We start from the raw sequence: 26,898 nt of genomic DNA, 5'->3' as shown, positions 1-26,898 counted from the left end.
CTTAAAGGAAACCGATGGAAATCCACGGGAAACAGGCAACGATCACCAGCGCCACCAGCAACGCCCCGAGGTACCCCCAGACGCGGCGAATGACATGATCGGATGACGTCTTGCTGATGGCGCACGCAGCGTAGAAACCCACACCCAAAGGCGGTGCGAACAAGCCGATGCCCATGGCCAGGATCACGACCATGGCGTAGTGCACCGGGTGGATGCCGAGCATTTCGGCCAGGGGGAACATCAGCGGGCCGAACAGCACGATGGCCGGGATACCCTCCAGCACACTGCCCAAAATCAGGAAGGTGAGGATGGTCACCACCATGAACCCCATCACCCCGCCGGGTATGTCCTCGATCAGTTCTACCAGCGACTGCGAGAAGCCCGATTGGGTCAGCGCCCAGGCCATCGCCGAGGCCATGCCGATGATCAGCAGGATCGCCCCGGACAAGGCCGCCGCTTCCAGCAACATCGGGTACAGCCGGCGCCATTCGATATGGCGCATGAACAGGTGCATCACCAGCCCCACCAGCACCACGTAGGCCACACCGATGGTCGAGACTTCGGTCGCGGTGGCCGCCCCTTCCAGCACCGCCACCCGGATCAGCAACGGCAGCGCCAGAGCCGGCAGGGCAACCAGGAACGTCTTGGCCACGCGGGACAAGGGTGCCCGCGCAATCGCCGGCGCTTCGTCCTTGCGCGAGCGCCACCAGCACACCACCGCAATGGCCAGGGTGGCCACCACCGCAGGCATTAACCCGCCAATGAACAGCGCCGTGATCGACACGCTGCACACCGCACCGATGGTGATCAGCACCAAGCTTGGCGGAATCGTCTCGGTCATCGCCCCTGTGGCCGACAACAGCGCTGCCAACTCTTCAGGCTTGGATCCGCGCCGCTTCATTTCAGGAAACAGCGCCGGGGCCACTGCCGCCATGTCGGCAACCTTCGACCCTGAAATACCCGACACCAGGAACATCGCCCCCAACAGCACGTATTGCAGACCGCCACGCACGTGCCCCAGCAGCGAGGCCATGAAGTCGATGAGCGTGCGGGCCATGCCCGACAACTGCAGCACCACACCCAGCAACACGAACAGCGGCACGGCCAGCAGGACCATGTGCGACATGCCTTCGTCCATGCGACCGACCACGATCGACAGGGGCGCGTGGGTCGCCAGGGCCAGGTAAGCCATGGTCGCCGTGCCGAACGCAAAGGCAATGGGGATGCCGCCGAACACGCAGGCGCCCAGCAGCACCAGGAAGAACACCACCAGGTTGTAGTTGCCCATCGCTGCCAGTACCGGCTGCGCCAGCCACAAAGCGGCGGCTACCGTAGCCACGACTGCCAACCCGGCCATGAACTGGCGCACGGTCGAATAACGGGCCATGCGCGCGACGGCCGCCAGCAGCATCAGCACCGCTCCAACGGGCAGCGCCGCAGCACGCACGCCATCGGGAATGCCCAGCGCCGGGGTGGTGATCCACATCTGTTCGTGGGAATGCTGCATGGCCGGCGAGATGATCATCGCCACGAACAGGCAGACGATCAGCGCCGACAAGGTTTCGCTGAAACCGCGCCAGGCCTGCGGCAGCTTGTTGACCAGCGCCGACATGCGCATGTGCTCGCCGCGGTCCAGCGCCAGTACGGCGCCGAACATCGCCAGCCAGATGAACAACGACGAGGCCAGTTCGTCGGACCAGATCAATGGGCTATGCAGCACGTAGCGGGCAATCACGCCGGCCAGCAGCACGCAGGTCTCGATCACCATCAGGGCAACCGCGATCACGCCCACCAGGCGCATGGCCCACTGGTTGAGGCAGATGAGCACCCGGGCCGGCAGGCGCTGCGAAACGGTGGAGGCCGGAAGCGCTGGCGCGCGCATCACGCCAGCTTCCCGGCGTATTGTTCAAGGATGCTCCAGGCCTGGTCGCCGAACTTGTCGTGCCAATCGGCGTAGTAATTGGCACTGCGCAGCTTGTCGCGAAACGGATCGGCAGGCGCCTCGACCAGTTCCAGGCCTTGTCCTTTCAAGGTATCGCGGGTACTGCCTTCGAGCTTGGCCAGGTCCTGGCGTTGGCCTATCACCGCCGCGTCGATGTGCTTGCGCAGGATCGCCTGCATATCCGCCGGCAGGCGCCCGATCGAGGCACTGTTGCCGAGCATCCAGAAGCCATCCCACACATGGTTGGTCAGCGAGCAATATTTCTGCACTTCGTAAAGTTTGGCCGTCGATACCAGGGTCATGGGGTTTTCCTGCCCTTCGACGATCCGGGTCTGCAAGGCCGAATACACTTCGGCGAAGTTGATGCTGGTCGGCGCAGCTTCCAGAGCGCGGAAGATCGACATGATGATCGGGCTGGGCGGAACACGCAGCTTCATGCCGCGCAAGTCGTCCGGGCTCGCGACCGGTCGGGTGCTGGTGGTGGTAACGCGAAAGCCGTTGTCCCACATGTGGTCGAATGCGAACAGGGTGCCGGTCTTGGCGATCTCAGCGCGCACATGCTCACCCAAGGCACCGTCCATTGCGCTCCACACCTGCTGGTAATCCTTGAACGCAAAGCCTACGGCGCTTATCTGCACCGACGGCACCATGGTGCCCAGGATCACGGGCGAGAGGGAAAACAGATCGACCGCCCCGGAGCGCACCTGGGCAAGAGTATCGGTGTCGCTGCCCAGCTGGCTGCTTGGAAATACCTGCACCACCAAGGCGCCGTTGGTCTCCTCCTTGATGGCCTTGGCCATGGCCCGGGCGCGCACGTTCATGGGGTGGCTGATGGGCAGGTTGTTGGCAAACTTGAGTTTGAAGTCGGCAGCCCGGGCACCAGTGCTGTAGAGGCCCAGGCCGGCAGCGGCAACGGCCGCCGATGCCAGGGAGGCCGTCTTGATGAAGGAACGGCGGGTGAAATCGCTCATGAAGCTCTCCTGACCTATTTGTTCTTATTGATCGAGTGGGATACGGCGATGGTGCAGATGACGTTGCAATAGAGGTGCCACACTCAAGCGGATGTACGGTGTAGCGTAGTGGGCATCCGCCATACGCGCTTAACTGCTTGATTTTAAAATGCTAAATAAAATCCACTGACGCGTCTTGCTGTGCCAGTGGGCATCTCGCCACTGCCTGAGTGTGTAACAGGTGTCTCCCTTGGGTGTCGCTTGCCAAGTCAAGGCGACACCTGTAGCACGTGCTCGCTACCCGTCGCCACCGTCGAACGTGCCACGAATGCGCGTGGCAGAGCGCTTGCCGCAGGCCTGGCACCGTTCTTGCCCTCGACCTCGCCAACCCCGAGCGAGGATTACTCTCATGCATTCACCCCTCATCAACGGCTGGTACCACGCCCCCTTCGGCAAGTTTCCCGACATCGACCCCGAGCACATGATGGCTGACGCGGCCCTCGGCGCCCTGAATCACGCAGGGCTCGATGCACAGCAGATCGATTCGGTACACGTCGGCCACTTCAATGCAGGTTTTCTCTACCAGGACTTCCCGTCCGCCCTGCTCGCCAATCACCTGCCAGCACTGCGTTTCACTCCGGCCGTGCGCGTGGAGAACGCCTGCTCCACCGGTTCAGCGGCGATTCACTCGGCCTTGCACGCCGTGCTGAGCGGACAATCGCGCCATGCCCTGGTAGTGGGCTTCGAGAAGATGAACAGCCTGCCCACGGCCGAGGTGGGGAAGATCCTGCTCAAGTGCTGCTATACGCCCGAAGAAGCCAACATCGAGAACGGCTTTGCCGGGGTGTTCGGCAACATCGCCAGCGCCTATTTCGATCGCTATGGTGATCAGTCCGACGCACTGGCCATGATCGCCGCCAAGAACCACGCCAACGGCGCGCTCAACCCGTATGCGCACATGCGCCGCGACGTGGGCTACGACTTCTGCCGCACATCTTCGGACAAGAACCCCTTCGTGGCGGGGCCCCTCAAGCGCAGTGATTGTTCACTGATCAGCGACGGCGCGGCCGCCCTGGTGATCAGCCGGGGCGATCAACCCACCGGGAGCGGCCAGGCCGTTCGCTTTCGCGCAGCCGTCCAGGTCAACGACTTCCTGCCATTGTCACGGCGCGACCCCACGGTATTCGAAGGCGCTGCACGTGCCTGGCAGCAGGCGCTGAGCCAGGCGCGCCTGACGCTGGAAGACCTGTCCCTGGTGGAGACCCATGACTGCTTCACCATCGCCGAACTGCTCGAATACGAGGCCATGGGCCTGGCCGAACGCGGTCAAGGCGCACGGGTAATCGCCGACGGCGTCAGCCGCAAGGACGGCAGGCTCCCGATCAACCCCTCCGGTGGCCTCAAGTCCAAGGGCCATCCCATTGGTGCGACCGGCGTCTCGATGCACGTGATGGCGGCCATGCAGCTCACCGGCCAGGCCGGCGACATGCAACTGCCGCGCGCAGACCGAGCCGGCGTGTTCAACATGGGCGGGGCCGCCGTGACCAACTACGTGAGCATTCTGGAGAGCGTGCGATGAACGGAATCGACAATGTCATGAACCTGGGGGAGTTGCTGGCCCAGGTGGCTAGGCGTTTGCCTGACCTGCCAGGCTTCATTCGCGGCGATCACCAGGTGTCATGGCGCCAACTGCTGCACCGTGTTGACAGCATCGCTGCCGCGCTGCGTGCACGCGGCTTGGGCAAGGGCGACCGCTTGCTGGTGCACTCGCGCAACAACCTGCCGCTGTTCGAAAGTGCCTGGGTGGCCTTTCGCCTGGGTATGGTCTGGGTGCCCACCAATGTGCGCATCACCCCACCCGAAGCCGCCTACCTGGGCAGTTCCAGCGGCGCAGTAGCGATGCTCTACGACGAAGGTTTCGGCCATTATGTGGACGCTGTGCGACAGGCATCACCGGCACTGCAGACCGTGATTGCCATGGCGGCGCCACGCCCGGGTGAACTGGCCTACGCTGCCCTGCTCGATGAAGGCGCCCAGCTTCAGCCAGGGTTTCGCCCTGCCGAGGTGAACTACAACGACCCGCTCTGGTTCTTTTACACCTCGGGCACCACCGGGCACCCCAAGGCAGGGGTACTGACCCACGGGCAAATGGCATTCGTGGTCAACAACCACTTGGCCGACCTGATGCCCTGCCTGAGCCAGCAGTCACGTTCGCTGGTACTGGCCCCCTTGTCCCACGGGGCCGGTATTCATGCACTGGTCAACGTAGCCCGGGGTGCTGCTTGCGTGCTCCCTGTCGGGGACCGGCTGGACTGCGACGAGGCCTGGCGCCTGGTGCAGCAGCACCGTATCGACAACCTGTTCACGGTACCGACCATCGTCAAGATGCTCACCGAAGACCCGGCCATCAGCCGTTACGATCACAGCAGTCTGCGCTACGTCATCTACGCAGGCGCCCCCATGTACCGCGCGGACCAGTGCCATGCGCTGCGCACATTGGGCAAGGTGCTGGTCCAGTATTACGGCCTTGGCGAGGTCACCGGCAACATCACGGTGCTGCCCGCCGACTGCCATGATGCCGACGATGGCCCCCAGGCCAAGGTCGGTTCCTGCGGCTACCCGCGCACCGGCATGCAGGTGGCCATTCTCGACGACAAAGGCCACGAGCTGCCCACGGGTACGGACGGCGAAATCTGCGTGCGCGGCCCGGCCGTGTTCGCCGGCTATTACAACAACCCTCAGGCCAATGCCGAATGCTTCCGCCATGGCTGGTTCCATACCGGCGATCTGGGGCATGTGGACGCGCACGGTTACCTGTTCATCACCGGGCGCGCCTCGGACATGTACATCTCCGGTGGCTCGAACGTGTATCCACGCGAAGTGGAGGAAGCGTTGCTGACCCATCCTGCCGTCAACGAAGTGGCCGTACTCGGCATGCCAGACGACAAATGGGGCGAATGCGGTTGCGCGGTGATCGTTACCACGGCCGAGGTCAGCGATGAGCAACTGCTCGCGCACCTGGAGCCGCGTCTGGCGCGCTACAAATGGCCCAAGCAGTTCGTGCGCTGGCATGAGATGCCAAAGTCCGGCTACGGCAAGATCGTCAAGAAACACATCCGCACGTTGCTCGAGACTGGCACGGAGCAATCGGCATGAGGCCCCATTTCGAATTGCGCAGCGGGGTGCGCCACTTCAAGCACGCAGGCCCGGCCCGCCTACCCCGGCTGCTCGACTGTGAAGTGGCGTGCAGCCAGGAACTGCGCGTGGAGCTTGCGTCCGGCAGCCAGGTGGCCGAAAGCCTGCTGGCGGTGCTCGAGCGCTGTCGCTACCAGAGCGCGGTCGGCCGCGTGCTGTGGGGCAGCGCGTGCGCCTTGGCCTACCACCGCATGGTGACCACGAGCGACAGCCAACGCCCTTACGACTATGGCAAGCCCGTGGAGCTCACAGGCCCTGTGACGTTCATCAGCGGTGCCTTGACTGTCGGCAGGGATGCCAGCGGTGCCCCGTTGCTGCATTGCCACGCCGGCATGCTCGACAGCCTTGGGCAACAGCACGGTGGGCACCTGGTATTGCAGCGGGTCGTGGTCGGTAGCGAACCCTTGGTGCTGCGGCTATGCCTGTTCGAGCACGTCGCCTACCAGGTGCAGCCTGACACCGAGACCCACTTCAACCTGCTGCACCCTGTGATCAAGGAGGCCTCATGACACCTGCCCTGTCCACGACTACCTCGCAGGTCCAGCAAGGCCGCCTCGGGCGGCTGGTGGTCGCCCGCCTCAAGCCCAACGAAGATGTGATCGACAGCGCCGAAGCCCTCTGCGCCAGCCACGGCATCGCCTGCGCCGTGGTCCGTGGCGGGCTGGGCAGCCTGATCGACGGCGAACTGCGCTACCACGGTGAGCGCGGACATCAAGCCATTCATGTACCCGGGCCCGGTATCGAGATCCTCAGCCTGAGCGGTGAGGTCATCGCCGGCCGAAGCCACCTTCAGGCAGTGCTCGCCGACGCCGATGGCAAGCTCTTTGCCGGCTGCCTGCAACGGGGCCGCAACCTGTCCTTCATCACCGTGGAGCTCACCCTGCAGGAGTGGCTGCAGGACTGATTGCCCACCCTGCAGCACCCTTTGCGCCCGCTCCCTGGGCGCCTATCACCCTCAGGAAGAAAACAATGACAAGAACGCCCTACGTGCCCCTGTACCTACTCACCTTGACCACCTTGGCCGTTCCGGCTGCCAAGGCGGCCTTCATCGAGGACGGCAAAGCCAACCTGCACCTGCGCAACTACTACTTCAACAACGATTACCGCGACCGCCCCGGCCCTGCCGGCCAAAGCAAGACGGCCGAATGGGCGCAGGGTTTCATGCTCGACTACAAGTCGGGTTTCACCGACGGCACCGTGGGGTTTGGCGTTGACGCCCTCGGCTTGCTGGGCCTACGCCTGGATGGCGGTGCAGGCAATCACCGAGGCAGTTCGATGATCCCGGATGCCAGCGATGGCAGCGCGGTGGACGAATGGAGTCGCCTGGGCTTGACCGGCAAGGTCCGTTTTTCGCAGACCGAGGCACGCTACGGTACGCTGCAACCGAAACTGCCGATTCTGGTGGCCAACGATGGGCGCTTGCTGCCACAGACCTTCGAAGGCGGGATCGTCACCTCCAAAGAAATCGATGGCCTGACCCTGACCGGGGGTCGCCTGGAGCACACCACCGGCCGTGGCTCGACCAACCGCTCAGGCCTGGCCGTGGCAGGCGGTACACGCGAGAGTAATGCGTTTGTGTTTGCCGGGGCTGATTACCAGCTCACCCCCGCCTTGAAGCTGCAATATTACGGCGCCCAGCTGGAGGATTACTACGTCCAGCATTTTGCGGGGCTCGTGCACACCTGGGCCCTGAGCGACAACCAGTCACTGACCACCGACCTGCGCTACTTCAAGACCGACGCCGATGGACGCAACGACTCGGCCAGCGGGCGCGCGGCGGGGTATCGCGTCACCGGCCTGGGCGACACCCCAGGCAAGATCGACAATGATACCTGGAGTGCCATGTTCACTTACGCCATTGGTGGCCACTCGGTGTTGCTTGGCCATCAGCGGGTCTCGGACAGTGGCAACTTCGTGCAGATCAACCAGGGCAATACGGGCGAAGGCGCAGCGGGCTCGAGCCTGTATCTGTTCACCGACCGGCTGGTGACCAGTTTCACCCGTGCAGGTGAACGCACCACCTTCGGCCAATACAGCTACAACTTTGCGGCATTGGGCATGCCTGGCCTGATTGCCTCGCTCACCTACCTCAAGGGCACGCACATCCGCACCACTGCCGGTGGTGATGAAAAGGAGTGGGAACGTGACATCGCCCTGGACTATGTGGTGCAGGACGGTGCGCTGAAGGGGCTGGGCTTGAGCTGGCGCAACGGCATGCTACGCAGTGGATTGCCCAGCGAGTGGGCACAGGATCAGAACCGGGTGACCGTCAGCTATACCGTGCCATTGTTCTAGGCCACGGTTGTCCGTATTCACGCAGCCTCTGTGGGAGCGGCTTTGCCGGGGCGCTCCCACAGGTGGGGGGGTGGACTCGATCTGCAAGCTTGCGGATGTTAGGGACAACTGCCTCGCTCATCCCCAAAGCGTCCGCAGACTGTCAACCGTGCTGTGCCCCCTCGAACCACGCCAGCTTTTCACGCAGCTGCACCACCTCACCCACGATCACCAAGGTAGGCGCATGCACTTCGTGGCGTGCGACCAGGGCGGGCAAGTCGGCCAGGGTGCCGGTGAACACACGCTGGTTGCGCGTCGTGCCTTGTTGGATCAAGGCGGCCGGGGTGCTCGCTGCCCGCCCATGGCGGATAAGTTCTTCGCAGATAGTCGGCAAGCCGACTAGGCCCATGTAGAACACCAGCGTCTGGGCAGGCGCGACCAGGTCGTCCCAAGGCAAGTTGCTGCTACCGTCCTTCAGGTGCCCAGTGACAAAGCGCACCGACTGGGCATGATCGCGGTGGGTCAGCGGGATGCCGCCGTAAGCGGCACAACCACTGGCAGCGGTGATGCCCGGCACGACTTGAAACGGGATATTGTGCTCGGCCAGCTCCTCGATCTCCTCGCCGCCACGGCCGAAAATGAACGGATCACCACCCTTCAGGCGCAGCACCCGCTTGCCCTGCTGGGCAAGGTCCACCAATAACCGGTTGATCTGGTCCTGGGGAACGGCATGCTCTGCACGACGCTTGCCCACATAAATGCGCTCGGCATCCCGACGGCACATGTCGATGATCGCAGGCGCTACCAGGCGGTCGTACAGCACCACATCGGCCTGCTGCATCAACCGTAGCGCGCGGAAGGTCAGCAAGTCCGGGTCACCCGGGCCGGCACCGACCAGGTAGACTTCGCCGCCCTGCTGCACCGGCGCGCCATCGACCATCGCCTGCAACAACCGCTCGGCCTCTGCGCCCTGCCCGGCCAGCTGGCGTTCGGCAATCGGCCCCTGAAAGACGGTCTCCCAGAAACCCCGGCGCTGGTTCACATCCGGGTACAACGACTTGACGGTGTGTCGGAAACGCGCCGCCAACCCGGCCAATTCACCGTAGGCAGCAGGAATCCAGGCTTCGAGCTTGGCCCGAATCAAGCGTGCCAGGACCGGTGCATCGCCCCCGCTGGACACGGCTATCACCAAAGGCGAGCGGTCGACGATGGCCGGGAAGATGACCGTGCACAGCGCCGGCGCATCGACCACGTTGACCGGCAAACTCAGGGCCTGGGCATCGGCCGAAACCTGGGCATTGAGCCCAGGATCGTCCGTGGCGGCGATCACCAGCCGGCAACCTGTGAGGTCCCCCGGCTGGTAACCGCGCACCAGGACCTGGCCACCGCCTTCGCGCGCCATGCTGGCCAGCTGGCCATCGATTTCCGGGGCCACCACGCGCAGCGCGGCGCCAGCATCGGCCAGCAGACGCGCCTTGCGCAATGCGATCTCGCCACCACCAACCACCAGCACCAAGGCGCCCTGCAGCTTGTGGAACAGCGGCAGGTAGTCCATTTAGCGGATCACCTCAACGCCGCCCATGTAGGGCTTGAGCACTTCGGGGACCCGGATCGAACCGTCGGCTTGCTGGTAGTTTTCCAGCACCGCGACCAGCGTGCGGCCCACGGCCAGACCGGAGCCGTTCAGGGTGTGCACCAGCTCCGGCTTTCCGGTTTCCGGGTTGCGCCAGCGCGCTTGCATGCGGCGGGCCTGGAAGTCGCCGCAGTTGGAGCACGAGCTGATCTCGCGGTATTTGTCCTGGCTGGGCACCCACACTTCCAGGTCAAACGTCTTGACGGCGCTAAAGCCCATGTCACCGGTGCACAGGGCCAACACACGGTACGGCAGCTCGAGCAGTTGCAGCACACGCTCGGCATTGGCCGTCAGGCCTTCGAGCGCTTCCATCGACTTGCCGGGCTCCACCACCTGCACCATCTCGACCTTGTCGAACTGGTGCTGGCGGATCATGCCGCGGGTGTCTCGGCCCGAGGCACCGGCTTCACTGCGGAAGCACGGTGTGTGCGCCACGAACTTGAGCGGCAGTTGCTTGGCGTCGAGAATTTCCCCAGCCACCAGGTTGGTCAGCGACACCTCGGCGGTCGGGATCAGGTAGAAGTCCGCCTCGCCTTCGCGGGTGATCTTGAACAGGTCTTCCTCGAACTTGGGCAGCTGGCCGGTGCCCTGAAGGGCTGGCGCCTGCACCAGATACGGGGTGTAGTGCTCCTCGTAGCCGTGCTCACCGGTGTGCAGGTTGATCATGAACTGCGCCAGTGCGCGGTGCAGGCGTGCAATCGGGCCGCGCAGCACGGCAAAACGCGCGCCAGACAGCTTGGCCGCCGCCTCGAAGTCCAGACCACCGCTGATTTCGCCCAGGGCGACGTGGTCCTTGATTTCAAAATCGAACGCCTTGGGGGTGCCCCAGCGACGCACTTCGACGTTCTCGTCTTCGCTGGCACCGACCGGCACACTGGCATCGGGCAGGTTGGGGATGGTCAGCACGATGCTGTCCAGCTCTGCCTGGATACCGTCGAGCTCGGTTTTGCCGGCGGCCAGCTCATTGGCCATGCGTTCCACATCCGCCATCAGCGGTGCAATGTCTTCGCCCTTGGCTTTGGCCTGGCCGATGGATTTGGAACGGGCATTACGCTCGGCCTGCAGTTGCTCGGTACGGGTCTGTACCGCCTTGCGGCGCTCTTCCAGTGATTCGATGCGCGCGACATCCAGGCTAAAGCCACGGGAGGCCAGGCGATCCGCCACTTCCTGAAGTTGGCCGCGTAACAGTTTGGAATCGAGCATATCGTTCTCTCGTTATGTGTAGGTGTTGGTCAGAATCGAGTGAGGGACAATCCCGCCCAGGTCGCGAGCAGCCCGCCCACGACGCTGATGGCCGAATAACCCAACGCCAGAGGCACCTGCCCGCTTTCCAGCAAGCGTACGGTGTCCAGCGAAAATGAGGAAAACGTGGTCAGGCCGCCCAGAAAACCCACGATCAAACCCGCCCGCAACTCCGCCGGGACCATGGGTTTGTGCAGGAACAGGCCGTACAGCAGGCCGATCAACAAGCAGCCCACCAAGTTGACGGCAAGCGTACCTATATAGAAGTGTCGCGGCCAGTGCGCGACGACCCAATTGCCTGCGGCAAAGCGCAACAGGGTACCGGCGATACCACCGGCACTGACGGCGGCGATCAGCGTAATCATGGTTTTCTCCGCTGTCGCGGACTGCTGCGATCAAGCTCGGCCAGGTGCCGGAGCTTTTCGCCAATCTTGAGCTCGAGCCCGCGCGGCACCGGTTGGTAATACTGGCGCGGCTCCAGCGCCTCCGGAAAGTAGTCTTCACCGGCTGCGTAGGCATCCGGTTCGTCGTGGGCATAGCGGTACTCATCGCCGTAACCCAGCTGTTTCATGAGCTTGGTCGGCGCGTTGCGCAAGTGCAGCGGCACCTCCAGCGAACCGTGCTCCGCCGCTTCGCGCAGGGCGGTCTTGAAGCCCATGTAAACGGCATTGCTCTTCGGAGCGCAAGCGATGTAGGTAATGGCCTGTGCCACTGCCAGTTCACCTTCGGGGCTGCCCAGCCGCTCCTGCACGTCCCATGCTGCCAGGCACAGGCTCAAGGCGCGGGGGTCGGCGTTGCCGATGTCCTCACTGGCCATGCGCACGACCCGGCGCGCAATGTAGAGGGGGTCGCAGCCGCCATCGAGCATGCGTGCAAACCAGTAGAGCGCCGCGTCAGGGTCCGAACCCCGCACGGATTTATGCAGCGCTGATATCTGGTCATAGAACGCCTCCCCGCCCTTGTCGAACCGGCGACGGCTGTCTCCAAGCAGGCTTTGCAGCAGATCAACGTCGATTTCACTGCCGTCTTCGGCCAGGTCAGCGGCATTCTCCAGGAAATTGAGCATGCGTCGCCCGTCACCATCGGCGGCGGCCCTCAGCATGTCGAAGGCCTTGTCGCCAACGCGCAGGTTGCGTTTGCCAAGCCCCCGCTCCTCGGTCAGGGCGCGGTCCACCAGCTTGCGCAGCGCGGGCTCGTCCAGGCTCTTGAGCACGTAGACACGCGCCCGTGACAACAGCGCGTTGTTCAATTCAAAAGACGGGTTTTCGGTGGTAGCACCGATGAACAGCAAGGTGCCGTCTTCCACGAAGGGCAGGAAGGCATCCTGCTGAGACTTGTTGAACCGGTGCACTTCGTCGACGAACAGGATGGTACGGCGCCCGTACTGGCCGGCCTGCTGCTTGGCCACTTCCACCGCCTGGCGGATTTCCTTCACGCCGGCCAGTACCGCCGACACCGTTTCGAAATGCGCGTCGCAAAATTGCGCCAGCAGCCGCGCCAGGGTCGTCTTGCCAACCCCCGGCGGGCCCCAGAAGATCATGGAGTGCAGCGCACCCTGCTCCAGTGCTTCACGCAGCGGTTTACCGCGGGCAAGCAGGTGCTCCTGGCCGACATACTCGTCCAGGTTGGACGGGCGCAGACGGGCGGCCAGGGGCTGGGCGACAGGTTCGCTTCTAAACAGGTCCATGACTGGCTCTGGTTACTCCTTGATGACGTCCGCACCTTTGGGGATGTCGAACTTGAAGGTGCTGTCCGCTACCGTCTGGTTGGCCTTGACCCCATTGAACAGGATGTTGGTGCGCTGGCCAACGCTGTCGATCAGCTGCATGTCATTGATCAGGCCCTTGCGGAACGATACACGCAGCGAGTCGAACAGCGTGTCCTTGGTCTTGGGCTTGAGGGTAAAGTCCATCACATCGCCCTGCTCACGGGAGACGATATCGAAGCTTTGGCTGATCTTCGACACATCACCGGAAAGCAGCAGCGCCGGCGTCTGGTTCAGACGCACGTCGAGTTTCTTGACGGTGGCCTGCTCAAGGTCAGGGTCCCACAGGGTGACGTTCTCACCGTCCGATACCACCACCTGCTCCTGGGGCGCATTGGTGTGCCAGTAGAACAGGCCTGGGCGCTTGACCGTCATCTTGCCGGTGGTTTCCTGCAGGCTGGTGCCGCCTGCATCCAGGGTCAGCTGGGAGAAATTGGCTTCGATGGTCTGCGACTTTTCCAGCAACTGGGTCAGGCGCTGGACATCCTGCTCGCCGGCGAACGCCGAGACCGGGCCCAGGGCAAGGGCCGAAACCAACAGCATGCGAATAGCGCGCATGGGAATCCTCATTAAGCGTTGAAGGGGGCCGGACACCACCGTTGGCGCCCGGCAGGGTGATATCAATCGCGCGGGCCGCCCGGGGCGATCACTTCCCGCGAGCCGTTGCTGTTCATCGGAGTCACCACGCCAGCCATTTCCATGGCTTCGATCATGCGGGCCGCCCGGTTGTAGCCGATCTTTAGCTTGCGTTGTACGGCCGAAATGGACGCGCGGCGGCTCTCGAGCACGAACTGTACGGCTTCGTCGTACAGCGCATCGCTTTCGGAATCGTCGCCATCGCCACCGCCACTGCTACCTTCAAAGCCGCTGCCGGCTTCTTCGACACCGTTGAGGATGTCGTCGTTGTAGTCAGGGGCACCGCGCTGTTTCCACGCCTCGACCACCCGGTGCACTTCGTCATCGGACACGAATGCGCCATGGACCCGAATCGGCAGGCTGGTGCCAGGCGGCATGTACAGCATGTCACCGTGGCCCAGCAGTTGCTCGGCACCGCCCTGGTCGATGATGGTACGCGAGTCGATCTTGCTCGACACCTGGAACGCCATGCGCGTCGGGATGTTGGCCTTGATCAGACCGGTGATCACATCCACCGACGGTCGCTGGGTCGCCAGGATCAAGTGAATACCGGCAGCCCGCGCCTTCTGCGCGATGCGCGCGATCAGTTCCTCGACCTTCTTGCCGACGATCATCATCATGTCGGCGAATTCGTCCACCACTACCACGATGGTCGGCAGCGTCTTCAGGGCAGGTGGCTCATCCTCCATGCTTTCGCGGCGATACAGCGGGTCGTGAATGATTTCGCCGGCTTCCTGGGCATCCTTGACCTTGCGGTTGAAGCCCGCCAGGTTGCGCACGCCCATGGCGGCCATCAATTTGTAGCGCCGCTCCATTTCCGCCACGCTCCAGCGCAGGGCATTGGCCGCGTCCTTCATGTCGGTGACCACGGGGCACAACAAGTGTGGGATGCCTTCGTAGATCGACAGCTCGAGCATTTTCGGGTCGATCATGATCAGGCGCGCGTCTTCGGGGCTGGATTTGAACAGGATCGACAGAATCATCGCGTTCACGCCCACCGACTTACCCGAGCCGGTCGTACCCGCCACCAGCAAGTGCGGCATCTTTGCAAGGTCGGTGATGACCGGCTTGCCGCCGATATCGTGGCCCAGGGCCAGGGTGACCGGCGACTTCTGTTCGTCGTATTGCGGGGTGGCGAGCACTTCGGAGAAACGCACCATCTGGCGGTTCTCGTTGGGAATCTCGATACCCACAGTGGTCTTGCCCGGAATCACCTCGACCACCCGCACGCTGGTCACGGCCAGCGAACGCGCCAGGTCCTTGGCAAGGTTGGCGATACGGCTCACTTTGACACCGGCAGCCGGCTGGATTTCGTACCGGGTGATCACAGGCCCTGGGTGAATGGAATCCACCGCCACTTCGACACCAAACTCCTTGAGCTTGATTTCCAGCAATTGGCCAACGCCCGCCAGGGACTCGGGGGAATACTCGATTTTTTTCTGTTCAGCCGGGTCCAGGATGGAAATCGGCGGCAAGGTGCCTTCCACTGCGCTGTCGATGAATTGCGGCGCCGGGGTTTCTCTGGCAATGCGCTTGACTGGCTCAGGCGCCTTGGCGGCCGACGGTGGCACGATATTGGAGATCAGGGCCGGGGCGGCTACAGGCGCAGAAGGCCGCGCCGCTGCCGGTTCGCGTGTGATCACAGGTTCACGCTGCACCCCTGGGTCACGCGCAACCGAGTCGCGCATCGTCACAGGCTCACCGCCCAGGGTCGGCTCGCGCGGCTCGGGCTGAGCAGACGCAGGCTCGCGCTTGAACAAGCGCTCGCGCAGAGCAGGCTTGGCCGGCTCACGTGGTTCGGGCGCCACAGGCTTGGCCTTGACGACGGGCTCATCCTCGCGCAGCTGCGCTTCCAGGCGCTTGCGTTCGTTACGCGCCTCCCACCAGCGCGAGGCCGCGCCCTGCACCAGTTCCAGCAGATCCAGCGTGATCTTGCCGGTCATGTCCATGACCTTGAACCACGACAGGTCGGTGAACACCGTCAGCCCGAACAGGAACAGGGCGATGAACATCAGGGTACTGCCCTGCACGTTCAGGAAGTTGCGAGCCAGATCGCCCAGGCTTTCGCCCAGGGCGCCGCCGGCCGAGAACGGGATGCTTGCCGGCGGATGAAAGTGGATATGGGCCAGCGCAGCCCCGGACAGCACCAGGAATACCAGGCCTATCAATCGCCAGGAGAACAACCAGCCGCTCCAGTCCCAGGGCTGGTGGCGCTGACGGAAAATCTGCCAGGTCTTGATCGCCAGCAGCAGTGGGAAGATGTAGGCGAAGTAGCCCAGCACCATGAACAGGATATCGGCGAAATAGGCACCGGCTCGCCCGGCGGCATTCTGCACCTGGTCGACGGTGGCGGTGTGGCTGAAGGCCGGGTCCGAGGTGTCATAGGTCAGCAGCGCCATCCACAGGTACAGGCACAGGGCGCCGACAGCGATCAGCGCACCCTCCTTGAGGCGATAGTGCAGCTGCTGCCGCCACAGGGGCACGGGCAAGGGAGCTGGGGTTGCGGTGGATTTCTTCAAAACGCGTCTATTCCTGCGCATGGTGCGCGTCCAATAGTGATCGGCCAGGGCCGAAGCCAACGGATCACTACTTTTAACATTACTGCCCGCCAGCCGCCATGGCGGCACGCCGTCTGGGGATCTGGCCGGGGGCGACTTTCCAATAGCTGCAATTTGAGCACGCATTGTCTTCTGTGACAAAGGCTTATGCTGTGTTTTTGCACAGGTGTGACAGCAAATGTGGCTGATGGTGCCGGCCGTAGCTGCAATGTATCCGAAATTGCCTGAATGGCTGCGGGACACTGCCTACACCGGCCCTGCCCAGGCCCGCCATTCAGCGGAAGCAACCCGATTGCTTGTGGAATGGGCGATCACGTATCGCCCACCTGCGGCCGTGAAGCGATTGACCCCATTTCCCCATCGCGCCATGCTGGCCACTCCCCTCCCCTACCGCATGACCGACCATGTTGACCTGGCTGAAACGCGATTCCTTGACCTTCCCTGCGCTGGACCGCGCCCTGCAAGAGCCCAACGGCCTACTCGCCGCAGGCGGCGACCTGACGCCCGAACGGCTTGTTCAGGCTTACCGCCATGGCTGCTTCCCGTGGTACCAGGATGGCCAGCCGATCCTGTGGTGGTCGCCCGACCCGCGCACCGTGCTGGTGCCTGCCCGATTGCACGTGTCGCGCTCCTTGGCCAAGTGGATGCGCCAAGGCCGCTACCAGGTCAGCTTCGACACCGACTTCGCCGCGGTGATCGCAGCCTGCGCGGCGCCGCGCGATTATACAAACGGCACCTGGATCACCGACCCCATGCGCATGGCCTACTGCGAACTGCACGCGCGCGGCATTGCCCATTCGGTCGAAGTTCGTCAGGACGGTGAACTGGTCGGCGGCCTGTATGGCCTGGCCATGGGGCAGCTGTTTTTCGGGGAATCCATGTTCAGTCGCGCGGACAATGCCTCGAAGGTGGGCTTCGTGACGTTGGTCCGACACCTGGAAGCAGCCGGCTTCGTGCTGATCGACTGCCAGATGCCGACCGATCACCTGCAAAGCCTGGGTGCTCACGCCATCAGTCGCCGCGAATTCGCAGGCTACCTGGCCCGCCACCTCGATCAGCCCAACACCGCCACATGGGTTTGCTAGGCGCGTTTTTCACACCTGGCTTACACTTAGGCAAAGTCTCACCGAAGGGGTTGATCATGACAGAGCTGGCGCGGTTGAAGTTTTATGCCACTCAACCCCACTCCTGCAGTTACCTCCCCGACGAGCAGGCCACCACGTTGTTCCTGGACCCCAGCCAGCCCATGGACGTGAACGTGTACGCCGACCTGTCGGAGATGGGGTTTCGCCGCAGTGGCGATCACCTTTATCGCCCTCATTGCCAGAACTGCAATGCATGCGTGCCTGCGCGCATACCGCCGGCACGGTTTGTGCCCAGCCGACAGCAGCGCCGGATTCTCAAGCGCAATGCCGATGTGACGGTGACTGCTGCACGCCCTGCCTTCAAGGAAGAGTATTTCGACCTGTACCGGCGCTACATCGAGGCACGTCATGCCGATGGAGACATGTATCCACCCAGCCGTGATCAGTTCTCCACGTTTCTGGTGCGCCAATTGCCGTTCTGCTGGTTCTACGAATTTCGCGCCAGCGGGCGACTGCTGGCAGTCGCCGTCTGCGACTTGCTGCCCAATGGCCTGTCTGCCGTGTACACCTTCTACGAGCCTGATGAGGAGCGCCGCAGCCTGGGCAGGTTTGCCATCCTCTGGCAGATCGGCGAGGCGTTGCGGCTCGATCTGGACGGCGTGTATCTTGGCTACTGGATCAAGAACTGCAAGAAAATGAACTACAAGACGCAGTATCGGCCTATCGAGTTGTTGATAAACCAGCGTTGGGTTGCCCTCAACTGAAAGCATTGGCTTGACACACAGTTTTCGGGCATAATCCACGCCACTTTTTTGCCCGGTGCGGTTATGCGTCGGGCCAACACTGGATCCGAGGGCTCTACTGCATGTCGAAAGAAGACAGCTTCGAAATGGAAGGCACTGTCGTCGACACCCTGCCCAACACCATGTTCCGCGTGGAGTTGGAAAACGGGCACGTCGTAACCGCGCACATCTCTGGAAAGATGCGCAAGAACTACATCCGTATTCTCACTGGCGACAAGGTTCGCGTCGAGCTGACGCCGTATGACCTGAGCAAGGGCCGCATCACGTACCGTGCGCGCTAAGCTCCAGCCATGAAAAAGCCCGGCATCTGCCGGGCTTTTTTGTGCCTGCCTGGGTCAGGAAGGGGCCGCATTGCGGCCCCCGAGGCTTACGCCACTTCGGCAGTGGTCTCGTAGTCGAAGACCAGTTCGCCATCGCGCAGGTCCACGTGCACCACCCCGCCGTGCTCGGCCAATTCGCCGAACAAAATCTCCTCGGCCAGAGGCCGCTTGATCTTGTCCTGAATCAGTCGACCCATCGGCCGCGCACCCATCTGCACGTCGTAGCCCGACACCGCCAGCCAGCCACGTGCCGCGTCGCTGACCTCCAGAAGCACACGCTTGTCCTCAAGTTGCGCCTGCAGTTCGATGAGGAACTTGTCGACGATACTCTTGATGGTCTCGGTGCTCAGACGGCCGAACTGGATGATGGTATCCAGGCGGTTGCGGAACTCCGGCGTGAAGCTCTTGCGGATAACTTCCATGGCATCGGACGCATGGTCCTGGTGGGTAAAGCCGATGGACGCTCGCGCAGCGGTTTCAGCGCCCGCGTTGGTGGTCATGATCAGGATCACGTTGCGGAAGTCGGCCTTGCGCCCGTTGTTGTCGGTCAAGGTCCCGTGGTCCATGACCTGCAACAGCAGGTTGAAGACTTCCGGGTGGGCCTTCTCGATCTCATCGAGCAGCAACACGCAGTGCGGCTGCTTGGTGATGGCTTCGGTCAACAGACCGCCCTGGTCGAACCCGACGTAGCCAGGCGGCGCACCGATCAGGCGCGACACGGTGTGACGCTCCATGTATTCGGACATGTCGAAACGCACCAACTCGACACCCAGCGCCTTGGCCAACTGACGCGCTGCCTCGGTCTTGCCCACGCCGGTAGGGCCGGCGAACAGGAAGGAACCGACAGGCTTGTCAGGCGACTTGAGCCCTGCGCGCGACAGCTTGATGGCGGTCGCCAGCGAGTCGATGGCCGCGTCCTGACCGAACACGGTCAGCTTCAGATCCCGCTCCAGGTTACGCAACAGCTCCTTGTCGGAACTGCTGACATGCTTGGGTGGAATACGGGCGATCTTGGCGACGATGTCCTCGACCTGAGGCACGTCGATTCGCTTAACGCGATTGGCCTCAGGCTGCAGGCGCTGGTAGGCGCCGGCTTCGTCGATGACGTCGATGGCCTTGTCGGGCATGTGCCGGTCATTGATGTAGCGCGAGGCCAGCTCCGCCGCTGCACGCAATGCCTCGTCGCTGTACTCGATGTTGTGATGGCTTTCGAAGCGCCCTTTGAGGCCGCGCAGGATACCGACGGTGTCCTCCACGGAAGGCTCGCTCACATCGACCTTCTGGAAGCGCCGCGCCAGCGCCCGGTCCTTCTCGAAGATGCCACGAAATTCCTGGAACGTCGTGGAACCGATGCAGCGGATTTCGCCCGACGACAACAATGGCTTGAGCAGGTTGGAGGCGTCCATGACACCGCCAGACGCTGCGCCGGCACCAATGATGGTATGGATTTCGTCGATGAACAGGATGGCCTGTGGCCGCTTGCGCAGTTCACCGAGCAGCGCCTTGAAGCGCTTCTCGAAGTCGCCGCGGTATTTGGTACCGGCCAGCAAAGCACCCAGGTCGAGTGAATAGACCACGCTCTGGGCCAGCAGATCGGGCACCTGACCGTCGACGATGCGCTTGGCCAAACCTTCGGCAATGGCTGTTTTACCCACGCCGGCCTCACCTACCAGCAGGGGATTGTTCTTGCGGCGACGGGCGAGGATCTGTGCCACGCGCTCGACTTCCTGCTCGCGCCCAACCAACGGGTCGATACGCCCGGCGCGGGCCAACTCGTTGAGGTTGCTGGCGTAGGCGTCCAATGGATTGCTCGAAGAGGTGGTTTCACCGCCCTCATCGTCCGGCATTTCCTGGTCACTGTCTGAATGCGGCCCATGGCCGGGCACCTTGGAGATGCCGTGGGCAATGTAATTGACCACATCGATGCGGGCCACGCTCTGCTGCTTGAGCAGGAACACAGCCTGGCTTTCCTGTTCGCTGAAGATCGCCACCAGCACATTGGCACCGGTAACCTCGCGCTTGCCGGAGCTCTGGACATGGAACACGGCACGCTGCAGCACACGCTGGAAGCCCAGGGTCGGCTGAGTCTCGCGGTCTTCGTCGCTGACGGGAATCAAAGGGGTCGTAGAATCGATGAACTCTTGCAGATCATGCTTGAGCTTGTCGAGATTGGCGCCACAGGCGCGCAGAACGGTCGCGGCAGCCTCATTGTCAAGGAGAGCCAGCAGCAGATGCTCGACCGTCATGAACTCATGACGCTTCGAACGGGCCTCCTTGAAGGCAAGATTGAGGGTGACTTCGAGCTCGCGGTTTAACATAGCTTCACCTCATACCCAAGTGGTCGGCGATTAACCGTCCTTCTCGATTTCACAGAGTAGCGGATGCTGGCTTTCCCTGGCGTATTGGTTGACCTGCATGGCCTTCGTTTCGGCGATGTCGCGGGTAAACAATCCGCATACTGCCCGCCCCTCGGTATGGACGGTCAGCATGATCTTGGTCGCCAGCTCGCGGTTCAGATTGAAGAACGTTTCGAGCACTTCGACGACGAAATCCATCGGCGTGTAGTCATCGTTGAACAAAACCACCTTGTACATAGGTGGCGCCTGCAGGATCGGCTTGGCTTCCTGAACCGCCAGACCAGCGCCATCGTCCTCGTTGGATTGAGGGCGATCCTGATTGAATGTTAGTCGAATCTGGCTGTGTGCATGCATGGAAAGAATTTCATCACATCGACAGGATAAGGTTATGGGTTGACCCTGCAGCAAGCGATACGGCCTGGCCGCTGCATGACCTTGACTATCGGCAAAACGGTGTTACAACCAATAGGAACACACCGTGGTCAATAAAGATCCGCGCAACCAGCCCGATTTTTTCGAAGGCTCATTGGCGGATGATGTGGATGATACTCCAGTGATGGAGTCCTTGCAGAGGGACATAGGGATGGCAAACGGTAAAGTCAAGTGGTTCAACAACGCCAAAGGGTATGGGTTCGTGGTCGAGGATGGCAAGAGCGAAGACCTCTTCGCCCACTTTTCCGCTATCCAGATGGACGGCTACAAGACCCTCAAGGCGGGACAGGCAGTTCATTTCGATGTCATTCAAGGCCCCAAAGGCCTGCACGCTGTCAATATCCGCACCCAAGAGGCTGCCCAGGCGCTGCTACCTGACTCGACACTGGCCACCACTGTGAGTGCGTGACGCCGGTACGTCCATCCTTGAAGGATCGCACGCGTGTCGACCACCAGCGTGCGGCCTATCTGTACGCATGAAGTTACAACTCTGTTATCAAGACTTCCCTCCGCTTCTGCACGACCCGCGAGGCTGCCGCATGCGACAACCGGTCACATTGTCGCTACGTCTTTGGTCTTATAAATGGGCCGATATCACTCAGTCTTGATGATTAGGCTGATTGGTTTGATATACTGCCCCGCGACCGCAGGGTCACCGGGGCGATCCCTAGGAAAATGCGGACCGTCCCAGGCCATCTCAGGCCACTAAGCCCGGGTTGTTACCGCAGCTCGGCACTTGACGCTCGACTGATGCATCCACCATCACAGCTCGCAGCCTCTCGACTTTCCGCCCATGGCGCTGCCAGGGCGGTGTGCCTACCCGGTGCACCACGAGACTCGAGCACGCTCAGCACACAGAGAGTTAGCCCGCATGCCCACCCGTTCCAAGATCATCTATACCTTCACCGACGAAGCTCCTGCCCTCGCCACCTACTCGCTGCTGCCGATCATCGAAGCCTTCACCGCTTGCGCTGACATTGCCGTCGAAACCCGCGACATCTCCCTGGCAGGCCGTATCCTTGCAGCCTTCCCGGAGCAACTCGGCGCAGAAAAACAGGTAGGCGATCACCTGGCGGAACTGGGCCAACTGGCCACCACCCCTGAAGCCAACATCATCAAGCTGCCGAACATCAGCGCCTCGGTACCGCAGCTCAAGGCCGCGATCAAGGAGCTGCAAGGCAAGGGCTTCAACATCCCGGACTACGCCGACGAACCGGCCACCGCCGAGGAAAAGGAATCGCGCGCCCGCTACGACCGCATCAAGGGTTCGGCCGTGAACCCGGTCCTGCGCGAAGGCAACTCCGACCGCCGCGCACCGCTGTCGGTCAAGAACTACGCACGCAAGCACCCTCACAAGATGGGCGCCTGGGCGGCCGACTCCAAGTCGCACGTGGCTCACATGAGCCAGGGCGACTTCTACGGCAGCGAGAAGGCTGCACTGATCGAGGCTGACGACAGCCTGCGCATCGAGCTGGTCGGCGCCGACGGCACCACCACCGTCCTGAAAGAGAAAACCGCCGTCAAGGCAGCTGAAATCATCGACTGCGCCACCATGAGCCGCAAGGCCCTCAAGGCCTTCGTCGCCGAGCAGATTGCCGACGCCAAGGCATCGGGCGTGCTGATGTCGGTGCACCTCAAAGCGACCATGATGAAGGTTTCCGACCCGATCATGTTCGGCGTCATCGTCGAAGAATTCTATAACGATGTACTAGCCAAGCACGCGGCTGCCCTGGCCGAAGTCGGCTTCAATGCCAACAACGGCATCGGCGACCTGTACGCCCGCATCAAGGACCTGCCCGCCGAGAAGCAAGCCGAAATCGAAGCGGACATCCAGGCCTTGTACGCCGAGCGCCCTGCCCTGGCGATGGTCAACTCCGATAAAGGCATCACCAACCTGCACGTGCCGAGCGATGTGATCGTCGATGCCTCGATGCCGGCCATGATTCGTGATTCGGGCAAGATGTGGAACAGCGCCGGCGAGCTGCAGGACGCCAAGGCGATCATCCCGGACCGCTGCTACGCTGGCATCTACCAGGCCACCATCGAAGACTGCAAGGCCAATGGCGCCTTCGACCCGACCACCATGGGCAGCGTGCCGAACGTTGGCCTGATGGCGCAGAAAGCCGAGGAATACGGCTCCCACGACAAGACTTTCCAGATCAAGACCGATGGCGTCGTGCGCGTTGTCGACACCAAGGGCAACCTGGTGCTGGAACAGAAGGTAGAAGCAGGTGACATCTTCCGCATGTGCCAGGTCAAGGATGCACCCATCCAGGACTGGGTCAAGCTGGCCGTCAACCGCGCCCGCCTGAGCGATACCCCGGCCGTGTTCTGGCTGGACCCGGCTCGCGCCCACGACAGCGCCATGATCGAGAAGGTGCAGACCTACCTCAAGGACCACGACACGTCCGGCCTCGATATCCGCATCATGTCCCCGGTCGAGGCCATCAAGTTCTCCCTGGCTCGCATCCGCGAAGGCAAGGACACCATCTCGGTGACCGGCAACGTGCTGCGCGACTACCTCACCGACCTGTTCCCGATCATGGAACTGGGCACCAGCGCCAAGATGCTGTCGATCGTGCCGCTGATGAATGGCGGTGGCCTGTTCGAAACCGGCGCTGGCGGCTCGGCCCCCAAGCATGTGCAGCAGTTGGTAGAAGAGAACTTCCTGCGCTGGGACTCGCTGGGTGAATTCCTGGCCCTGGCCGCTTCCCTGGAGCACTTGGGCAACACCTACGAGAACCCACGCGCCAAGGTGCTGGCCCAGACGCTGGACCAGGCAACCGGCAAGTTCCTGGACACCAACAAGTCGCCTTCGCGCAAGGTCGGCGGCATCGACAACCGCGGCAGCCATTTCTACCTGACCCTGTATTGGGCACAAGCACTGGCCGCCCAGGACGACGATGCAGCCCTGAAAGCTCGCTTTGCCCCTCTGGCCAAGGCCTTGAGCGACAACGAAGAAAAAATCGTTGCCGAACTCAACGCTGTTCAAGGCAAGCCAGTGGACATTGGTGGCTACTATGCCCCTGACGCCGACCTGACGGCCAAGGTCATGCGCCCAAGCCAGACCCTGAACAGCGCCATCGCCGCCCTGTAAGGCTCGCTTGACGTAACCCACGAACCCCGGCCACGCACCGGGGTTCGTGCTTTCTGGGCCGCACAACGGCCAACTCGCTCACCCTGGAGCACTGCATGACCTGGCACCCTCATATCACCGTCGCCACCGTTGTCGAAGACAACGGCAGGTTTCTGTTCGTCGAAGAGTTCAAGGCCGGGCGACACGTCTTCAACCAACCTGCCGGCCACCTCGAACCCAATGAAACCCTGGCCCAGGCGGCGCTGCGTGAAACTCTGGAAGAAACGGCCTGGGAGGTGGCGCTGACCGGGCTGGTGGGTATTTACCTGTATACGGCGCCGAGCAACGGCGTGACCTACCAGCGCATCTGCTTTGCCGCCCGCCCTGTCCGGCATCGCGTCGACAGCCCCCTGGACAGCGATATCGAGCGCGCCATGTGGCTGACGCGTGACGAGCTGCTCGCCGATCCGGCGCGCTGGCGCAGCGAACTGGTGCCACGCTGCCTTGACGACTACCTGCAGGGCCCGCTGCACAGCCTTGACCTGCTGCGCGACTGACGCGCCGCCGCGGGTTTGGTAGTATCGGCGTTTTTCCTCTTGATCTACATCGGTAACCATGACCAGCCCAGCACTCAAAGACCCCGCCAAGACCCGCGTCATCGTCGGCATGTCCGGCGGCGTGGACTCTTCCGTCTCCGCCCTTCTGCTCATGGAGCAGGGTTACCAGGTGGAAGGGCTGTTCATGAAGAACTGGGAAGAGGACGACGGCACCGAATACTGTACGGCCCGTGAAGACCTGGCAGATGCCCAAGCGGTTTGCGACCGCATCGGCATCACCCTGCACACCGCCAATTTCGCGGCCGAGTACTGGGACAACGTGTTCGAGCACTTCCTCGAGGAATACAAGGCCGGCCGCACCCCGAACCCCGACATCCTTTGCAACCGCGAGATCAAGTTCAAGGCCTTCCTGGACTATGCCCTGTCCCTGGGCGCCGACCTGATCGCCACCGGTCACTATGTTCGCCGTCGCGACACCGGCGAACTGACCCAGCTGCTCAAAGGCCTGGACCCGAACAAGGACCAGAGCTACTTCCTGCATGCCGTGGGCGGCAAGGAAATCGCCCGCACCTTGTTCCCGGTGGGCGAGCTGGAAAAACCCGAGGTGCGCGCCATTGCCGAGAAACACGGCCTGGCCACGGCCAAGAAGAAAGACTCCACCGGCATCTGCTTTATCGGTGAGCGACGTTTCAGCGACTTCCTCAAGCAATACCTGCCGGCCCAACCCGGCGACATCGAAACCACCGACGGTGAAGTGATCGGTCGCCATCATGGCCTCATGTACCACACCATCGGCCAGCGCCAGGGCCTGGGTATCGGCGGCCTGAAGGATGCTGGGGACGAGCCTTGGTACGTGCTGCACAAGGACCTGACGCGCAATGTGCTCGTGGTCGGCCAGGGCAATGAACACCCCTGGTTGTTCTCCCGCGCCCTGCTGGCCTCCGAAATCTTCTGGGTGAACCCGGTCGAACTCGATAGCCCGCGCCAGCTCACTGCCAAGGTTCGCTACCGACAACACGACCAGCAGTGCACCCTGCACCGTACGGCCACTGGTTATCGGGCCGTCTTCGACGAGCCGCAGCGCGCAGTTACCCCTGGCCAGTCGGTGGTGTTCTATGACGGCGAGGTGTGCCTGGGCGGTGGCGTGATCGAAGCAGCCGAGCCGTGGAGCCCACGCTCGTGAACCGCGTGCAGGAACAGTTGATCGCGCTGGGCGGCGTATTCCAGGCAGCCGTGCTGGTGGACCGTATCGCCCGTACCGGGCAGGCCAGCGAAGCTGATATCGGCTGCATGCTGGGCAGCCTGCTGGTGCGTGATCCCAAGGATACGCTGGAGGTCTTCGGTGGCGATGACCTGAACTTGCGCGACGGTTACCGCGCGCTGGTCGGGGCATTGGAGCGCGACCCCAGCAGCCTGCAGCGCGAGCCTTTGCGTTATGCCTTGTCGATGCTGGGCCTGGAACGGCAGCTGAACAAGCGCGGCGACCTGCTCGAGACCATCGGTAACCGCCTGCCGCAGATCCAGTCCCAGGCCGATCACTTCGGCCTGGTGCACGAGAACGTCATCGCGTCGAGCGGCGCGCTGTACCAGGACACCTTGAGCACCTTGCGTCAGCGCATCCAGGTGCACGGCGACATGCGCTTCCTGCAGCAGCCCAACAACGCCTCCAAGATCCGCGCCCTGCTGCTGGCCGGTATCCGCGCTGCACGGCTATGGCGCCAGCTCGGTGGGCACCGCTGGCAGCTGGTGTTCAGCCGACGCAAATTGCTCAACGAGCTGTACGACATGATGCGCACAGCGCCCTGAAACCCAGCCTCACACATTCGGGCGCACAGACGCGAACGCGCCTGGCTGACCACACTCCTTGCAGGAGGGGCCTTGTGCCCCGACGGGCTGCACGGCAGCCCCGACGCGCGCTGACAGAGATCAGTCAATGGCGTTGCTCCGCCACCGGATCGGTGCAGCGCCCACTCAGCAAACCGAGCAGATTGAAGCAACCTTTGGTCAGCCCCCCGACTCCAGCGCATTTTTAATGTATGATATGCGCCCTCCAAAAGCCTGACTGTCCGAGAA

23 protein-coding genes are annotated in these 26,898 nt (G+C 62.6%); 13 read left to right on the top strand and 10 right to left on the bottom strand.

The window, feature by feature from the left end; all coding sequences use genetic code 11:
• Position 1 precedes the first annotated feature (1 nt).
• Positions 2 to 1,882, bottom strand: coding sequence for a TRAP transporter large permease subunit (locus tag FH041_RS03695; RefSeq protein ID WP_050437972.1), 1,881 nt, complete (start codon positions 1,880 to 1,882; stop codon positions 2 to 4).
• Positions 1,882 to 2,913, bottom strand: coding sequence for a TRAP transporter substrate-binding protein (locus FH041_RS03690; RefSeq protein ID WP_028686529.1), 1,032 nt, complete (start codon positions 2,911 to 2,913; stop codon positions 1,882 to 1,884). The genes FH041_RS03695 and FH041_RS03690 overlap by 1 nt, the downstream gene beginning before the upstream one ends.
• Before the next feature lie 388 nt (positions 2,914 to 3,301).
• Between FH041_RS03690 and FH041_RS03685 the strand changes: the two genes are divergently transcribed.
• The 5 genes from FH041_RS03685 (at position 3,302) to FH041_RS03665 (ending at position 8,382) form a co-directional block, all read left to right on the top strand.
• The gene (locus tag FH041_RS03685; RefSeq protein WP_028686530.1) at positions 3,302 to 4,471 is read left to right on the top strand and encodes an acetyl-CoA acetyltransferase; all 1,170 of its coding nucleotides are present in this window, start codon (positions 3,302 to 3,304) and stop codon (positions 4,469 to 4,471) included.
• On the top strand, positions 4,468 to 6,048 hold the full coding sequence (locus FH041_RS03680) for an acyl-CoA synthetase (RefSeq protein WP_028686531.1): 1,581 nt from the start codon (positions 4,468 to 4,470) through the stop codon (positions 6,046 to 6,048). The genes FH041_RS03685 and FH041_RS03680 overlap by 4 nt, the downstream gene beginning before the upstream one ends.
• Positions 6,045 to 6,596 (top strand): hypothetical protein, encoded by a 552-nt coding sequence (locus FH041_RS03675; RefSeq protein ID WP_027916177.1) that lies wholly within the window; start codon positions 6,045 to 6,047, stop codon positions 6,594 to 6,596. Before FH041_RS03680 ends, FH041_RS03675 begins: the two co-directional genes overlap by 4 nt.
• On the top strand, positions 6,593 to 6,991 hold the full coding sequence (locus FH041_RS03670) for a PPC domain-containing DNA-binding protein (RefSeq protein WP_028686532.1): 399 nt from the start codon (positions 6,593 to 6,595) through the stop codon (positions 6,989 to 6,991). Before FH041_RS03675 ends, FH041_RS03670 begins: the two co-directional genes overlap by 4 nt.
• A gap of 65 nt (positions 6,992 to 7,056) precedes the next feature.
• Complete coding sequence (locus FH041_RS03665; protein WP_027916179.1) at positions 7,057 to 8,382, top strand: OprD family porin; 1,326 nt, start codon at positions 7,057 to 7,059, stop codon at positions 8,380 to 8,382.
• Between the two features lie 142 nt (positions 8,383 to 8,524).
• On the opposite strand, the gene cysG is transcribed toward FH041_RS03665, so the two are convergent.
• The 6 genes from cysG to FH041_RS03635 form a co-directional block, all read right to left on the bottom strand.
• The gene (cysG, locus tag FH041_RS03660; protein ID WP_028686533.1) at positions 8,525 to 9,916 is read right to left on the bottom strand and encodes a siroheme synthase CysG; all 1,392 of its coding nucleotides are present in this window, start codon (positions 9,914 to 9,916) and stop codon (positions 8,525 to 8,527) included.
• A complete protein-coding gene (gene serS, locus FH041_RS03655) occupies positions 9,917 to 11,197 on the bottom strand; it encodes a serine--tRNA ligase (RefSeq protein WP_027916181.1) in 1,281 nt (426 codons plus the stop codon).
• Positions 11,198 to 11,226: 29 nt separating this feature from the next.
• A complete protein-coding gene (gene crcB, locus FH041_RS03650; RefSeq protein ID WP_027916182.1) occupies positions 11,227 to 11,601 on the bottom strand; it encodes a fluoride efflux transporter CrcB in 375 nt (124 codons plus the stop codon).
• Complete coding sequence (locus tag FH041_RS03645; protein ID WP_027916183.1) at positions 11,598 to 12,923, bottom strand: replication-associated recombination protein A; 1,326 nt, start codon at positions 12,921 to 12,923, stop codon at positions 11,598 to 11,600. Before FH041_RS03645 ends, crcB begins: the two co-directional genes overlap by 4 nt.
• Before the next feature lie 12 nt (positions 12,924 to 12,935).
• Positions 12,936 to 13,559 carry an outer membrane lipoprotein chaperone LolA gene (lolA, locus tag FH041_RS03640; protein ID WP_088523337.1) on the bottom strand — a complete coding sequence of 208 codons (624 nt, stop codon included), beginning with the start codon at positions 13,557 to 13,559 and terminating at the stop codon, positions 12,936 to 12,938.
• A 62-nt stretch (positions 13,560 to 13,621) separates the two neighbouring features.
• Positions 13,622 to 16,156 carry a DNA translocase FtsK gene (locus FH041_RS03635; RefSeq protein ID WP_176417772.1) on the bottom strand — a complete coding sequence of 845 codons (2,535 nt, stop codon included), beginning with the start codon at positions 16,154 to 16,156 and terminating at the stop codon, positions 13,622 to 13,624.
• 443 nt (positions 16,157 to 16,599) lie between these two features.
• Here FH041_RS03635 and aat point away from each other — a divergent pair, with 443 nt between their 5' ends.
• From aat to infA, 3 genes are all read left to right on the top strand, one after another.
• Positions 16,600 to 17,280 carry a leucyl/phenylalanyl-tRNA--protein transferase gene (gene aat / locus FH041_RS03630; RefSeq protein WP_027916186.1) on the top strand — a complete coding sequence of 227 codons (681 nt, stop codon included), beginning with the start codon at positions 16,600 to 16,602 and terminating at the stop codon, positions 17,278 to 17,280.
• A gap of 56 nt (positions 17,281 to 17,336) precedes the next feature.
• The gene (locus tag FH041_RS03625; RefSeq protein WP_027916187.1) at positions 17,337 to 18,044 is read left to right on the top strand and encodes an arginyltransferase; all 708 of its coding nucleotides are present in this window, start codon (positions 17,337 to 17,339) and stop codon (positions 18,042 to 18,044) included.
• A 101-nt stretch (positions 18,045 to 18,145) separates the two neighbouring features.
• Positions 18,146 to 18,364, top strand: coding sequence for a translation initiation factor IF-1 (gene infA, locus FH041_RS03620; protein WP_002553999.1), 219 nt, complete (start codon positions 18,146 to 18,148; stop codon positions 18,362 to 18,364).
• An 86-nt stretch (positions 18,365 to 18,450) separates the two neighbouring features.
• Here infA and clpA read toward each other — a convergent pair whose 3' ends face one another.
• Together clpA and clpS are read right to left on the bottom strand one after the other, a co-directional pair.
• Positions 18,451 to 20,721, bottom strand: coding sequence for an ATP-dependent Clp protease ATP-binding subunit ClpA (gene clpA / locus FH041_RS03615; RefSeq protein ID WP_023534842.1), 2,271 nt, complete (start codon positions 20,719 to 20,721; stop codon positions 18,451 to 18,453).
• A gap of 30 nt (positions 20,722 to 20,751) precedes the next feature.
• On the bottom strand, positions 20,752 to 21,114 hold the full coding sequence (clpS, locus tag FH041_RS03610) for an ATP-dependent Clp protease adapter ClpS (RefSeq protein ID WP_023534830.1): 363 nt from the start codon (positions 21,112 to 21,114) through the stop codon (positions 20,752 to 20,754).
• A 229-nt stretch (positions 21,115 to 21,343) separates the two neighbouring features.
• Here clpS and cspD point away from each other — a divergent pair, with 229 nt between their 5' ends.
• The 5 genes from cspD to hflD all read left to right on the top strand — a co-directional run bounded on the left by cspD (position 21,344) and on the right by hflD (position 26,631).
• Positions 21,344 to 21,601, top strand: coding sequence for a cold shock domain-containing protein CspD (gene cspD / locus FH041_RS03605; protein ID WP_088523364.1), 258 nt, complete (start codon positions 21,344 to 21,346; stop codon positions 21,599 to 21,601).
• A 462-nt stretch (positions 21,602 to 22,063) separates the two neighbouring features.
• Positions 22,064 to 24,289: an NADP-dependent isocitrate dehydrogenase gene (locus FH041_RS03600; RefSeq protein ID WP_027916189.1), complete on the top strand. Its 2,226-nt coding sequence runs from the start codon at positions 22,064 to 22,066 to the stop codon at positions 24,287 to 24,289.
• A 95-nt stretch (positions 24,290 to 24,384) separates the two neighbouring features.
• Positions 24,385 to 24,825 carry an NUDIX hydrolase gene (locus FH041_RS03595; RefSeq protein ID WP_088523338.1) on the top strand — a complete coding sequence of 147 codons (441 nt, stop codon included), beginning with the start codon at positions 24,385 to 24,387 and terminating at the stop codon, positions 24,823 to 24,825.
• A gap of 58 nt (positions 24,826 to 24,883) precedes the next feature.
• Positions 24,884 to 26,008 (top strand): tRNA 2-thiouridine(34) synthase MnmA, encoded by a 1,125-nt coding sequence (gene mnmA / locus FH041_RS03590; protein WP_088523339.1) that lies wholly within the window; start codon positions 24,884 to 24,886, stop codon positions 26,006 to 26,008.
• The gene (gene hflD, locus FH041_RS03585) at positions 26,005 to 26,631 is read left to right on the top strand and encodes a high frequency lysogenization protein HflD (protein ID WP_027916192.1); all 627 of its coding nucleotides are present in this window, start codon (positions 26,005 to 26,007) and stop codon (positions 26,629 to 26,631) included. The genes mnmA and hflD overlap by 4 nt, the downstream gene beginning before the upstream one ends.
• Positions 26,632 to 26,898 lie beyond the last annotated feature (267 nt).

Origin of the sequence: Pseudomonas sp. SWI7 (assembly GCF_006351945.1) — a bacterium.
Lineage (GTDB): Bacteria > Pseudomonadota > Gammaproteobacteria > Pseudomonadales > Pseudomonadaceae > Aquipseudomonas > Aquipseudomonas fulva.
The sequence above is the reverse complement of the archived record's forward strand: the minus strand, read 5'-3'. Positions and strand labels throughout refer to the sequence as shown.